This is a genomic window from Rapidithrix thailandica (assembly GCF_039710355.1).
Classification (GTDB): domain Bacteria; phylum Bacteroidota; class Bacteroidia; order Cytophagales; family Flammeovirgaceae; genus Rapidithrix; species Rapidithrix thailandica.
In genome coordinates, this window is sequence record NZ_JBDKWZ010000001.1 from 676,015 (window position 1) to 689,720 (window position 13,706).

General features: G+C 42.7%; 9 protein-coding genes. 6 read left to right on the forward strand and 3 right to left on the reverse strand.

All coding sequences use genetic code 11. The features are described 5' to 3' along the window. Window positions 1–19: 19 nt before the first annotated feature. Window positions 20–2,095: a glycogen debranching protein GlgX gene (gene glgX, locus AAG747_RS02495; RefSeq protein WP_346819542.1), complete on the reverse strand. Its 2,076-nt coding sequence runs from the start codon at window positions 2,093–2,095 to the stop codon at window positions 20–22. A gap of 472 nt (window positions 2,096–2,567) precedes the next feature. Here glgX and rho point away from each other — a divergent pair, with 472 nt between their 5' ends. The 4 genes from rho to AAG747_RS02515 all read left to right on the forward strand — a co-directional run bounded on the left by rho (window position 2,568) and on the right by AAG747_RS02515 (window position 7,422). Continuing rightward, window positions 2,568–4,178, forward strand: coding sequence for a transcription termination factor Rho (gene rho / locus AAG747_RS02500; RefSeq protein ID WP_346819543.1), 1,611 nt, complete (start codon window positions 2,568–2,570; stop codon window positions 4,176–4,178). 398 nt (window positions 4,179–4,576) lie between these two features. After that, window positions 4,577–5,209: an LON peptidase substrate-binding domain-containing protein gene (locus tag AAG747_RS02505; RefSeq protein ID WP_346819544.1), complete on the forward strand. Its 633-nt coding sequence runs from the start codon at window positions 4,577–4,579 to the stop codon at window positions 5,207–5,209. Window positions 5,210–5,555: 346 nt separating this feature from the next. Beyond that, window positions 5,556–6,374, forward strand: coding sequence for an N-acetylmuramic acid 6-phosphate etherase (gene murQ / locus AAG747_RS02510; protein ID WP_346819545.1), 819 nt, complete (start codon window positions 5,556–5,558; stop codon window positions 6,372–6,374). 79 nt (window positions 6,375–6,453) lie between these two features. Next, window positions 6,454–7,422, forward strand: coding sequence for a calcium/sodium antiporter (locus tag AAG747_RS02515; protein WP_346819546.1), 969 nt, complete (start codon window positions 6,454–6,456; stop codon window positions 7,420–7,422). Window positions 7,423–7,497: 75 nt separating this feature from the next. On the opposite strand, the gene AAG747_RS02520 is transcribed toward AAG747_RS02515, so the two are convergent. Further along, the gene (locus AAG747_RS02520) at window positions 7,498–8,130 is read right to left on the reverse strand and encodes a DUF4290 domain-containing protein (RefSeq protein WP_346819547.1); all 633 of its coding nucleotides are present in this window, start codon (window positions 8,128–8,130) and stop codon (window positions 7,498–7,500) included. A 218-nt stretch (window positions 8,131–8,348) separates the two neighbouring features. Continuing rightward, the gene (locus tag AAG747_RS02525) at window positions 8,349–10,601 is read right to left on the reverse strand and encodes an ATP-dependent helicase (protein WP_346819548.1); all 2,253 of its coding nucleotides are present in this window, start codon (window positions 10,599–10,601) and stop codon (window positions 8,349–8,351) included. A gap of 429 nt (window positions 10,602–11,030) precedes the next feature. Here AAG747_RS02525 and AAG747_RS02530 point away from each other — a divergent pair, with 429 nt between their 5' ends. Together AAG747_RS02530 and AAG747_RS02535 are read left to right on the forward strand one after the other, a co-directional pair. Next, entirely contained in the window at window positions 11,031–11,609 is a 579-nt protein-coding gene (locus AAG747_RS02530) for a YqgE/AlgH family protein (RefSeq protein WP_346819549.1), read from the forward strand. Window positions 11,610–11,716: 107 nt separating this feature from the next. Next, window positions 11,717–13,690: a DUF349 domain-containing protein gene (locus AAG747_RS02535; protein ID WP_346819550.1), complete on the forward strand. Its 1,974-nt coding sequence runs from the start codon at window positions 11,717–11,719 to the stop codon at window positions 13,688–13,690. Window positions 13,691–13,706 lie beyond the last annotated feature (16 nt).

A 13,706-nucleotide genomic window follows, 5' to 3' on the forward strand; every position in this document is an offset into this window, starting at 1 on the left:
TTAAACAATTGACTAAGAGTTAATTTGCCATGAGTACTACAATGGTTCTTCCTTGCACATCAAAGTGATTTTGCGTGAAGGATTCTGCCTCTTCCCAATCTACAAAATCCTCCGGACTCGGTAAGGAGGTGTTGATAATTCTCCTCCAGTTCATCGAAATATTATTGGGCTTATTCGGCAATTGAAAAGTCAAAGGTTTCCAATAGGCATTAATCATGACGTACAGACACTTGCCAAACTCTTCGTGATCAAGCATAAAGGCAATGCTATGGGAGTTGTGCCCCCAATCGGGGCGGTTTGCCTTGATCCCGTGCCAAGTGATACGGGGACGGTGAGTGGCCCCTTGTTCGGACCAAAACAACTCCTCCTGAAACACTTCATGTTCCAGGTTAAAACGGATCAGTTTTTTGACAAACCGTAATAAACCCTCGTTTTTGGGAACAGCTTGCCAGTCAAACCAATTGATCTCATTATCATGACAATACGCATTGTTGTTGCCATATTGTGTACGCCTCACTTCATCTCCCATAAGCATCATGGGGGTGCCCTGAGAGAAAAAAAGTAAAGTGAAAAAGTTTTTAAGTTGCCGACTGCGTAGTTGTTCTATTTGCGGGTTTTCGGTAGGACCCTCTACCCCCGTATTCCAACTGTGATTATCGTTGGTGCCGTCCCGGTTGTCTTCATTGTTTTTCAGGTTATGTTTATCGTTATAAGAAACCAGGTCGTTGAGGGTAAATCCGTCATGGCAGGTAATGAAATTGATACTGCGGTTAGGATCGCGCTGATGAATGGAAAAAATGTCATGGCTTCCTTCAATCCGGTTTTTCAAATGCAATACATACCCCGGGTCCCCTTTGACAAAACAACGGATATCGTCCCGGTAATGTCCGTTCCACTCCGACCATTTGTCCCCGATAAAGGAGCCTACTTGGTACAATCCCCCGGCATCCCAAGCCTCTGCAATGATTTTAGTTCCGGCCAAAACCGGGTCCGATTCGATTTCCCAGAGGATGGGAGGGTTTTCCAAGGGGTGGCCGTTTTCATCGCGGGCCAATACGGAGGCCAAATCAAAACGAAAGCCGTCTATGTGCATCTCGGAAACCCAGTAACGCAAAGCATCCATAATCAATCTTCGTACAATGGAGTGATTGGCATTCAGTGTGTTACCGCATCCGCTATAATCTTTATAAGAACTTTTGGGTGTGTCCAGGGTATAATAAGCCAGGTTTTCCAGGCCTCTGTAGGAAAGGGTAGGCCCTTCCGTATCGCCTTCGGCCGTATGGTTAAAGACCACGTCCAGAATGACCTCAATACCGGCTTTGTGCAAGGCTTTCACCATCGTCCGGAATTCATTAACCGGAGCTAAGGGGTCGTTGCTGGAGCAGTACCCGTTGTGAGGAGCCAAGAAGGCTACAGGGCTATATCCCCAGTAATTAATCAAGTCAGGCGGGGCATCTTGTGCGTCAAATTGCTGTACGGGAAGTAATTCTACGGCAGTAATGCCCAGTTTTTTAAGGTAAGGGATTTTTTCGATAAGCCCCAGGTAGGTTCCCCGTAGTTGCTCGGAGAGACCGGAATTCGGGTGTTTGGTAAATCCCCCTACATGTAATTCATAAATTACAGACCGGCCATAGGGGTGATGCAATGGTTCATCTCCTTGCCAATCAAAGGTTTGAGTGTCTACCACCACACTTTTCATGGCCCATGCACAATTGTCTTCCTGATGTTTTGCCGCTTTACGCGAATACGATTTTGGGGTAACCACGGCTTTACTGTAAGGATCCAAAAGTACCTTTTTGGCGTTAAAGCGCTGCCCTTCTTCGGGATTCCAGGGGCCACTGGCCCGGTATGCATAGATTTGTCCGGAGTTGATCAAAGGAACAAATACATGCCAATAGTAGAAGGTTTTATTTTTGGTAGGGTGAAGAGGAATGATGCGGGAAGGAGTCGTACTTTCTGCCGAATCAAACAGCAGTAACTCCATTTCGAAACAGTTTTTGGAAAAAATGCAAAAATTAACCCCGTAAGGTGTGACGGTAGCTCCAAGAGGGTAACTACGTCCCGAAAATACATTGGTATCCATATCCGGTATCATTTCAAATTATGGCCTAAAGGTTCGGTTTTTAGAAATATTCCTTCCAGGTCCCAGCCTAATACGGAGGCTGAGGATGGTGTTGGGATCAATAAATCATTGTGAGCCAACGATTAGCCGCTTACGTTGAATAGTTAAAGATAAGGAATGAAGGCATGGAAGTCGTAAAAAACTTCTCTTTCTCTGAAAGGGAAGGACAATATGAAGCAATTTTTGGCTTTTTTTTAATGAAATTTTCCGGCTTTTACGAATTATTTACCTTGATTATGTGATAATTGGGGGGGAATCGTTAAATTTACCCCCACAGCTCCAAATAATTTTGGAAGTAATACAAACTTAACTTATTATTGCATCCTCAAATCATTTAGTCATTTTTTCTAGACCTCTCATAAGGTGCATCAACATATTAAGTTAAATCAAGTCACTTAATTTCTTAGAATCAATTCTCGGTTTTTCAAAACCCTAAACACATATTATGTATACGATTGAAGATTTGGAAGTCAGGTTACTTTCTGAACTGAAAGTGATCGCAGAGGATTTAGGCTTGAAGAATATTAGTAAGCTTCCCAAAAAGGATCTCATCTATAAGATTTTAGACCAACAAGCTATCATCCCCGAAACTGAACTCCCCCAAAAGAAAGAGCCCAAACAAGAAGCCCCCAAAGGTGTGAAAGAGGCTCCCAAACCAGAACTAAAAAAGCGAACAAGAGTAAAGAGAGAGAATGTGAAGAACTTGGAAGAAGAGGGGAATGGCAAGACCAAAAGGGCTCGTACCTCTAATAAACGCAACAAGGCAGAGAACCCCGTAGCCGAAAAGCAAGTAGTTGAAGCAGAAGTAAACAACGAGCAAAAGATGGAGGTAGAAAGCCAAGAACCTGTGAAACAACAGCAGCAGCAACAGCAACCGCAACCACAGGTAAATGCGCAGGGTGGAAATACCGAATCGGCAAAAAAGCCTACTATTCGCGATTTTGACGGAGTGATTGAAAACGAAGGGGTGTTGGAGATTATGCAAGATGGGTATGGGTTTTTACGCTCTTCAGACTATAATTACCTGGCCAGTCCGGATGATATTTATGTTTCTCCTTCTCAAATTAAACTGTTCGGCCTGAAAACCGGAGATACCGTAAGAGGCCAGATCCGTCCTCCCAAAGACGGAGAGAAATATTTCGCCTTATTGCGTGTAGAATCAGTTAATGGTAAAACCACCGAGCAAATCCGCGACCGGGTTCCTTTTGAATACCTCACTCCTCTTTTCCCTAACGAAAAACTCAACCTTTCTACCCGACCGGATACTTTTTCTACCCGGGTTTTAGATTTGTTTGCGCCTATCGGTAAAGGACAAAGGGGAATGATTGTAGCACAACCTAAAACAGGTAAAACCGTGCTACTGAAAGAAATTGCCAATGCGATTGCCCGCAATCACCCGGAGTGTTTCCTGATTGTATTGCTAGTAGATGAACGTCCGGAAGAAGTAACGGATATGGCACGAAGTGTGAAAGCGGAAGTGATCTCTTCTACCTTTGACGAGCAAGCCGAACGCCATGTAAAAGTAGCTTCAATCGTATTGGAAAAAGCTAAGCGTATGGTAGAATGCGGGCATGATGTAGTCATCCTGTTAGATTCCATTACCCGTTTGGCCAGAGCCTACAATACCGTAGCACCTCCTTCCGGAAAAATCCTTTCCGGTGGTGTGGATGCCAATGCATTACACAAGCCTAAGCGCTTCTTCGGTGCGGCTAGAAATGTGGAAAACGGTGGCTCGCTGACCATCATTGCCACGGCCTTGATCGAAACCGGTTCCAAAATGGATGAAGTGATTTTTGAAGAGTTTAAGGGAACTGGTAACATGGAATTACAACTTGACCGTAAATTGGCCAACAAGCGTGTTTACCCAGCAATTGATGTGCCTGCTTCCGGTACTCGTAGAGAAGACTTGCTGTTGGATAAAGATACCTTGTCAAGAGTATGGATCTTGAGAAAATTCATGTCCGATATGAATTCTAACGAGGCGATGGAGTACTTGCTTAACAATATGAGAGGTACCCGTAACAATGAAGAATTCTTGATCTCAATGAATGGGTAACGCCCATAGGATCCGGAAGTTTTCACAGAGAATTTGTTTCTATGAAGATGAAGTGGTTTACACTTATAGTTTTTGACCGAAAGTGGAATCAAAACCGGCCCATCAAGGTACTTTTTGAAGAGAATAGCCAAAGCTATTGTTGAAAAAAGTAACACGGAGGAGGCGTGTTTGAAACATTTTTTAGGAAAAAGAAAAAGTTTAATTCACTTCGATATAAAAAGAGGCTGCCTTTTCGGGTAGCCTCTTTTGTTTTTTAGGCCTATTTTGCTTGGGCGGACAGTCTTTTCTCTAATGAGATAGGCTACGGGCTTAAGAAATTATCAAGGAACTGACCCAAAGTAAGGTAGCTTGTGTTTCAATAGTGAAAAACAATTGATTACCCGGGCAAGTTTTATACTATGGTTTTCCTTCCTTTATTTCCATTGAATATTGTTGTATTTCCACAAGAATCATTACACCTGCACATCTTCGAATCACGCTATAAACAATTGATTCAGGATTGTATAGAAGGCGAGCACTCCTTTGGTATCCCGGTATACTTTGACAATAAGTTGCGGGAGTACGGGACGGAAATTCATGTGGATAAAATTGTAAATACGTATGAAGACGGGCGGATGGACATCGTAGTCAGAGGTGAACGGGTATTCCGGGTGATTAATTGGATCAACCCTATCAAAAATAAATTGTACGCAGGAGGTGAAGTGGAGTTTATCACCTTGGAAGAGGATGCTTCCTGGCCCGAACGGGAGGAGTTGTTGGCCGTAGCAGAAGAATTATTCGAATTGTTGCAATTGCCGGAGCAGGAATTGACAAATGAAAGTGGCTTTTTGAGCTTCCGTATAGCTCATTTTGTAGGTTTCTCTTTACAAGAAGAATTTCAATTACTTACTTATAAAAGTGAACATCAACGGATCCAGGTATTGCTAAAACACTTATCACAAACTTTACCGCTGATCAAAGAATGGGAACGGGTGAGAGCAATTGCACAAATGAATGGCCACTTCAGGCATTTTGACCCACTGAACTTTTAGCCTACATGTTCGGCTATCCGTCTCATTTTGCTTACGTTTAGCCGGGGATTTTGAGATGCGATTCGCAAAAGGACAGGTTTTTTTGAAAGAAACTTTCACTTGCCAAAAAATCCTCTTAAGTATATAGTGCCTCGATGTTTTGCCGCTTTCCTGGTGGTGTTTTTTTACTTAATAAAAGGAACTTTTGTTTTTAAGTGAATTCCTTCGTTAACTTTAACTCTTGAGAAGCAGGACAAAGAAAACGCCAGTTGCCCCTCGGTTAGAAAGATAAATACTTTGGGATTGGGTATTTATCTTATCGATATAGTGCTATAGAATAGTCAATTTAATAAATGAAACGGATAAAATGAGTGCAGTAACAGAATCGTCTTCGCAGTATGATGACTTGGAAAAAATGCCTTTGAATGACTTGTTGGTAAATATCAACAAAGAAGACAAAACAGTGCCTCTGGCGGTTGAAAAGGCAATTCCACAGATTGAAACATTGGTAGAAGCTATTGTGGAAAGAATGAAAAAAGGAGGAAGGTTATTCTATATTGGAGCCGGAACCAGCGGACGACTGGGGATATTGGATGCTTCTGAGTGTCCTCCTACTTATGGGGTGGAGCACGGTTTGGTCATTGGTTTGATTGCCGGAGGGGATACAGCCATCCGGAAAGCCGTGGAGTTTGCCGAAGATGATCCGCACCAAGCCTGGAAAGACCTTCAAGCGCATGCCATCCGTGATGTGGATTCGGTAATTGGTATTGCGGCATCCGGCCGTACTCCGTATGTAATCGGAGGCTTGGAGGCTTGTAACAAAGAGGGTGTGTTGACGGGCTGTATTACGTGTAATCCGGGTTCTGCTTTGGCCAAAGAAGCCCGTTACCCGGTAGAAGTGGTGGTAGGGCCTGAGTTTGTGACCGGAAGTACCCGGATGAAATCCGGTACGGCCCAAAAACTGGTGCTCAATATGATATCAACTTCCGTGATGATACAATTAGGAAGGGTAAAAGGAAACAAAATGGTAGACATGCAATTGTCAAATACCAAGCTGGTCAACCGTGGAATCCGTATGGTACGGGAAGAGTTGAACATTTCTACAGAAGAAGCGGCTCAATTGCTTGAAGAACACGGTAGCGTGCGCAAAGCGGTACAACAATATCGGGCGAAAAATAATGAATAAAACGCCCGCTGTTCTCTATGGCAGGGCTTGTAATTTTTTTTACGACTATTTTTTAAATCATTACCTAAAAAGTAACTAAATGTGGGCAAGCACATTGGGATTGTTAATACTATTGGCTGGCTTGGTCGCTTTGATTAAAGGAGCTGATTGGCTGGTTGACGGGGCGGCTGCCATTGCCGAAAGGTACGAGGTTTCGGAGTTGGCCTTGGGCTTAAGTCTTATTGCGTTGAGTACCACTTTACCCGAATTGGTGGTCAATCTGATTGCCAGCCAACAACAAGAATATGAATTGGTCTTTTCCAATATTGTCGGGAGTATTATCATCAATATTTTTTGTGTCTTGGGTTTGGTGGGCTTAATGACGCCTTTGTATGTAAGACCGCTTACCATTAAACGGGATATCCCGTTTGCCGTTTTCGTGATCGGAGTGGTATTCGTATTGCTTAACGACCGTTTGTTTTTTGATGCGAGAGACAATGCTTTGGACCGTTTTGACGGGCTTATACTCTTGGGATTGTTGTTTACGTATTTGGTCTCCATCGTAAGACGTTTAAAGCGCAAGCATTTGGATTATGAAAAACCGGAGAAAAGCCTCAGCAAAGGAAAGCAATGGTGGTATTTAATTGCAGGGGGAATTGCCTTGGCAGGGGGAGGTGAGTTAACCGTACTGGCGGCTCAGGAACTGACCGAAGCCTGGCAGGTGAGTAAAAAATTGATCGGGCTGACGATTTTAGCCCCGGGAACAGCCTTTCCGGAATTGGCGGTTTCTTTTTTGGCGGTTTTTAAAAAGCGTTATGATATAGCCGTTGGGAATATCATCGGTGCCAATATCTTAAATGTTGTTTTGGTATTGTCTGTTAGTACTATATCGGGACCTCTACTGTATAATTATAAGTTGAACTTCGACTGGCTATTTGCCGGCTTGGGTACGGCTTTTTTGTTTGTCGCGATGTTTACAGGAAAAGCCCGCCGGCTGGACCGGTGGGAAGCCGGAATTTTGTTTGGCTTTTTTGTGGCCTATTCTTTCTTTCTGTTTATCCGTTTGTAAAGCCTGGATTCGGAGAAAATAATAAAGCCCTGAGGGAACACATCCTTCAGGGCTTTTTAGCTCAAGGAGCAATCTTTATTTTCTTCTTTTTCCTTTTTTCTTTGGCGTTGGCCGGGCTTTGTCAATATCCGCTTTGTCTGAACTCCGGTCGCGGTAGCTGGTATTGAAAATATCATTCATTTCTCTCGGCTCATTGATCAAATTGAGCGGTTTACCTACCAGTTGCTCCAAATGTTGATAAATCACATTATTCTCAATACTTTCCTTATTCCAGGAAGAGTACAGGGTCTTCATCAGTTTACCTACTTGCACATAGGCCTTTTTTTGTTCCTCCGGATTTTCAATCTTCTTAGCATCCCTGAGCAGTAACTCTATGTTTCTGCCATAATGCCTGAATTTTACTTCATTGGTTTTATAGAACATTTTTTCCGGCTTGCGCTCCAATATTTCTCTTTCAGGTTTTGGGTAAGGACCGTCTATATCCAAAGTAAAATCAGACATGATATACAAATGATCCCAAATACGCTGAAAATTATCGCTATTTTCCTTTACGGAAGGATTGAGTTGTTTCATTAAGTTCACTAAGGCATGCGCATACTCGGTACGTTCGTTTTTATTTTCGATCGTAGTGATGTAATCTACCAGCTTTTGAACATTTCTGCCGTACTCTTTGAGTAGCAACGGATCTTTTAAAGTGTTGTATTCCATAATGAAATTTGTAAATAAAAATATATTGGCCTCAGTACTAACGATATGGTACGCAATCCGGCATCAATTATTCTGACGATTGATTAAAACTCTCTCAGGGTCAGAGAGTAAAAACTCATTGTATAAGGTCGAATGATGTACTTTCTTCCTAAGCCTTTTGAAGAGTTTAGAAAGAAAACAGTTCTTCTTTCCAGGGTAGATCCTTATCTGACAGTGAGTTACTCACATATCATTAGTTTAGCAAAGCTAAGAATTAAAGTCTTCTCCCCAAAATTCTCAAAGTGTACTTTGGCCCGTTTGTCTTTTCCATGGGTGTCGATGCTGACAATTTTTCCAAAACCAAACTTGGCATGTTCCACTTTTTGCCCTTGTTGTAACTCATCCGGATTATTGGGTTTGAAATTTTGAGAAACGGTATGGTTCCCTTTGGGTACACGGGTAAATTGAGGCTTGGGTTTGGTGGCTACCTTGCGGGTAAAACCGGAGCGATGCATACTGGTATCGCGACTGCCTCCTCCCAAAGCACCTTGTGGAAGAAAAGAGGTCATGAACTGCGGGTCAATTTCTTCCAGAAAACGGCTCGGTTCACACATGATTAATTTCCCAAAGCGGTAGCGTTGCAATGCATAAGAGAGAAACAGCTTTTGTTCGGCCCGGGTAATGGCGACATAAAACAGGCGTCTTTCTTCTTCCAGGTCGGCCCGGCTTTCCAACATCAATTGTGAGGGGAATAAATTTTCCTCCAACCCGACAATGTACACATTCTTGAATTCCAATCCTTTGGACATGTGAATGGTCATCAACGTCACAGAGTCTTCATCCGTTTCGTTATCGGCACTACTGAGCAAAGATACTTGTTGCAGAAAAGCGTCCAGGCTTTTGTCTTCATTTTCAGGGTCATCTACAAACGCTTTGATGGCGTTGAGCAATTCTTGCAAGTTTTCATAGCGAACGCGTCCCTCTACGGATTTATCATCGTATAATTCTCGCAACAAGCCAGAGCCTCTGGCGATATCGGTTGCGGCATCGTAGGCGTTTTTTTGTTCTACGGAAAGCTGAAAAGACTTGACCATGGTGGTAAAGCTGTCCAGCACTTTACTGGTACGGCCGGCCCCAAAATGCCTTTCTATATTGCAGAGAATCTCCCAAACGGAAGTTTGGGTTTCGTTAGAGCGCACAATCAATTTATCCACTGTAGTTTTCCCAATTCCCCGCTTGGGCAAATTGATAATTCTTTTGAAGGCTTCCACATCCTGAGGGTTGATCGTAAAGCGCAGGTACCCGACAATGTCTTTGATTTCCTTTCTTTGGTAGAAAGAAAGCCCCCCGATGATTTTGTATTTAATGTTGAGCCTTCGCAAAGCTTCTTCCAAGGCCCTGGATTGGGCATTGGTCCGGTATAAGATGGCAAAAGCGCTATTGGGTAAAGTGCGCTGCATTTTCTCTTCAAAGATAGAAGTGGCGATTAATCGCCCTTCTTCCGCATCGGTAGCCGCTTTGATCATATGGATAGGCGTTCCGTTGTCATTGGAAGTCCATACATTTTTTTTCAATTGCGCTTTATTGTAGCGGATCACCGAATTGGCCGCCTGTACAATGGTTTGGGTGGAGCGGTAGTTTTGTTCCAGTTTGACCACCTTCAGGTCCGGATAGTCTTTTTCGAAGTTGAGAATATTCTGAATGTTGGCCCCCCGAAAGGCGTAAATACTTTGCGCATCGTCACCCACTACACAAATATTTTGATGACGGGCCGCCAATCTACGGGTAATCAAATACTGAGAAAGGTTGGTATCCTGAAACTCATCAATCAATACATAGCGGAACTTGTCCTGGTATTTATTGAGGGCTTCCAGATGATTTTGAAATAAGATGTTGGTGTTAAACAACAAATCATCAAAGTCCATGGCATTGGCCCGGAAGCAACGGATCGCATACTCTTTATAAATTTCCCCGATTTTCGGCCGGCCGGAATTCTCATCGTCCATCGTCAGCTCACTGTTGTTCATATAGGCCCTCCACGAAATCAGGTTATTTTTCGCATTACTGATCCTCCCCAACACGCTGTTGGGCTTATAGAGTTTGTCATCCAGGTTAAAATCCTTAATGATACTTTTGATCAATGATTTGGAATCGTCCGAATCGTAAATGGTAAAATTGCTTTGATAGCCCAATAAGTGGCCTTCAAAACGCAGTATTTTGGCAAAGATGGAGTGAAAAGTGCCCATCCATAAATTGCGGGCTTCTGTCCCTACCACTTTTTCAATCCGCTCACGCATTTCTTTAGCGGCCTTATTGGTAAAGGTCAGAGACAGAATGTTGAATGGTTCTACCCCCTGTTGCATCAAATGGGCAATGCGATAGGTCAACACACGGGTTTTCCCCGATCCGGCTCCCGCTATAATCATCATCGGTCCCTTGGTGGTCTCTACTGCCAATCGTTGTGGCTCATTTAAAGTATCTAAGTAGCTCATTCAACAGGTTGTTTTTACAGATTGAAATTGGGGGTGCAATTTACAACAATTCCCTGGCTTGATAAAAAATACAAGAGGATTTTAAACAGGTCTCCTGGCTACCGGCTCCAAATGGCGTATACGGCCTTTTGAACGCTTCAATTTATTCCGCTGGTTTGTATGATTTACAAGGCCAAACGGTAAAAACGCATTTGCAAAAATTAACTTAACTTGAGGTGAGTACGATAACAACGGCAAATGATGGGATATAAACGGGTTTTTCAATTGGCTAGATATCAAATTGTTACGAGCTTTGTTGGAATCTTTCTGTCGAAATCCTTTGAGAATTGCTCAGATCTTTTCAAATTAACTTATCTGAATGAGGAGGAGAGGAGGAGAATGTTTTTTTGTTATGTAAGGAAAAAGTTTCATTCGTCAAATACGGAAGATATGCATTTATTCGACTTTGACTTTAGCCATAATGATTCGGTTACACGAGGAAACTTATTGGTGGCGGAGCCTTTTTTGAACGATCCAAATTTTTGCCGTTCAGTTATTATCATGTGCGAACATCAGCATGAAATGGGTTCGTTTGGCCTGGTGCTTAACCGACCTACGAAGATTACTATCGAAGAGGTTACAGACAATTTCTTTCTGGAAAGTCAATTGTTTATCGGAGGACCGGTAGAACAAAATACTTTGCACTATATTCATCGCTTTGGAGAGTTGGAAAATGCTATCCCTTTAAAAGACGGCTTGTTTTGGGGGGGAGATTACGAACAATTAAAAGCAATGAACCTGAACGGGGAGCTACACCCGGAAAATTGCCGGTTTTTTATGGGCTACAGCGGATGGGGGGAGGAACAGTTGCAGTCTGAATTGGAGCAACACTCTTGGATTGTATCGGATGTGGATCTTTCCTGGGTGTTTTCCCAAGATCCTAAAGACCTGTGGAGCAATGTGTTGAAACGAATGGGGGGGAGGTTTAAGGTTTACTCAAATTATCCTACTGACCCGAGATTAAATTAAAATCATTTATTACTTTTGCAATTGTAGCTATTTGTAGTTATTATACAGGTTGTTATTTGCGTATTGCGCTCTAGTCTAGAGTTTTACTGAAAAAATGAATGTAAGTTATGGCCAACAATCACGAAGAGGAAAAAAAGCATAAAGCTGAAGTTTTAGAAAGTGTTGAAGATCTTGAGAATCAAAACACTTCTTCCGCTGATGAGGAAGCAAAGGAAAGCAAAGAGGATACTGCTCAAGAAGAACAAGTAGAAAATACGGAGCAGGAACCGACTGCTAAAACTGTCACCGAAGAAGCATCCACTGCCGAACATCCGAGTGATGCTCAGGAGGAAGAGGAGCATGAGGAGGATGAACTGGAGCAGGTGCAAGAAGAAACAGACTATTCTTCGTATTCGAAAGAACAGCTTTTGGAAGAGGGGAAAAAGTTGGCGAAAGAGGAAAATCTCAATAAAGCCGAGCGCGAATTTAAGCGGGTAAAAGAGGAGCTGGATAAATTGCTGGAAGAGGAAATGGAAGCTGCCAAAGAGACCTTCGTATCCGAAGGTGGGGATGCATCCGGCTTTGAATACAAAGTGGATGAGGAAGTGCAAGCATTTAATGAGGCCTTCCACAAAGCTCGTAAAGCCAAGCGCGAACATTTTAGTAAAATCAAAAAAGAACGGGAAGATAACCTGAAAGATAAACGGGGAATCATTGAGGAAATCAAAAACCTGATTGATGCAAATGGTAGCCTGGAAAAAGTAAAACAACTGCAAAAGCAATGGAAGGAGATCGGCTCTGTGCCACAGCCGGAAGCCGAAGATTTGTATAAATCCTACAGCGCCTTGCTTGACAGGTTTTACGATCAAAAAAGTATTGAATTTGATCTTAAAGAGCTGGATCGCAAAAAAAACCTGGAGGCTAAATTAGAACTTTGCGATAAGGCGGAAGCCCTGTTGGAAGAAGAAAACATCAACGAAGCGATCATCCAATTGGGAAAATTGCACGAGGAATTCAAAGCCATAGGACCTGTACCTAGAGAAGAACAGGAAACCGTTTGGCAGCGATTTAAAGCAGCTTCGGATGAACTTTATGAAAAGAAGCGTGAGTTTGCCGAAGTGTTCAAAGTGCAGTTGAAAGAGAATATGACCATCAAACAGCGCTTATGCCTTGAGCTAGAGCAATACGTAGCCTTTGATTCGGATCGTATTAAAGAGTGGAACGAGAAAACCAAAGAGCTCATCAAAATCCAGGAAATTTGGGAAAAAACCGGACCGCTGCCAAGAGAAGTAGCAAAGGATATCAACAAACAATTTTGGGGGAATTTTAAGGCCTTTTTCAACAATAAAGCGAAGTTTTTTGAAAAACTGGAAGCTCAGCGGGGTGAAAATTTAAAGAAAAAAGAAGAGCTGGTTAAAAAAGCGGAAGAACTTAAAGAAAGCTCGGACTGGGCGGAAACAGCCGAAAAGTTGAAAAAGCTGCAGGAAGGGTGGAAAAATATCGGACCGGTTCCCGAAAAGTACCGCGAGAGTGTTTATCAGCAATTCAAAGCGGCTTGTGATTTCTTCTTTAACAGAAAGAGAAACCGTAGAGCAGAACAAGAGAAGGAATTTGAGATAAACCTGAACAAAAAAGAAGCGGTTTGTGCAAAAATCGATCAACTTGCCGAAGCCGGGAATTTTGACCTGGAGGAAATTACCAAGTTGAAAGACGAGTATTTTGAAGTGGGTTTTGTACCTCGTAAGGACATCAATATCATTCTGGAAAAATTCTTGTCTTCTGTAGAAGAGTATTTTGAAAATGGACCGGAAGAAGACCGGGAGTCCAGGCTGTTGGAATTCAAAGCGGAAATTTTCAAAAATGCTCCTAGCGCCACCAAGAAGCTGCGCAGGCAAGAGCAAGGTATCCGAAGAAAAATCGACCACTTACAAAGTGATATAGCCCTTTGGGAAAATAACCTGGAGTTCTTTGCCAATTCTAAAACTGCAGATAAACTCAAAGAAGACTTTTCTCAAAAGATCAATGAAGCTCAAAAAGAGTTGGACGACTTGAAAAATCAACTGCGGGTCATCCGGAGTATTAATGAAAGCAAAGAGTCGTAAAAAAGATACTTCCTTT

Excerpts from the sequence above, each read along its gene's own strand:
- glgX (WP_346819542.1), bottom strand. The coding sequence starts at position 2,095 with ATGATACCGGATATGGATACCAATGTATTTTCGGGACGTAGTTACCCT.
- rho (WP_346819543.1), top strand. The coding sequence starts at position 2,568 with ATGTATACGATTGAAGATTTGGAAGTCAGGTTACTTTCTGAACTGAAA.
- AAG747_RS02505 (WP_346819544.1), top strand. The coding sequence starts at position 4,577 with ATGGTTTTCCTTCCTTTATTTCCATTGAATATTGTTGTATTTCCACAA.
- murQ (WP_346819545.1), top strand. The coding sequence starts at position 5,556 with ATGAGTGCAGTAACAGAATCGTCTTCGCAGTATGATGACTTGGAAAAA.
- AAG747_RS02515 (WP_346819546.1), top strand. The coding sequence starts at position 6,454 with ATGTGGGCAAGCACATTGGGATTGTTAATACTATTGGCTGGCTTGGTC.
- AAG747_RS02520 (WP_346819547.1), bottom strand. The coding sequence starts at position 8,130 with ATGGAATACAACACTTTAAAAGATCCGTTGCTACTCAAAGAGTACGGC.
- AAG747_RS02525 (WP_346819548.1), bottom strand. The coding sequence starts at position 10,601 with ATGAGCTACTTAGATACTTTAAATGAGCCACAACGATTGGCAGTAGAG.
- AAG747_RS02530 (WP_346819549.1), top strand. The coding sequence starts at position 11,031 with ATGCATTTATTCGACTTTGACTTTAGCCATAATGATTCGGTTACACGA.
- AAG747_RS02535 (WP_346819550.1), top strand. The coding sequence starts at position 11,717 with ATGGCCAACAATCACGAAGAGGAAAAAAAGCATAAAGCTGAAGTTTTA.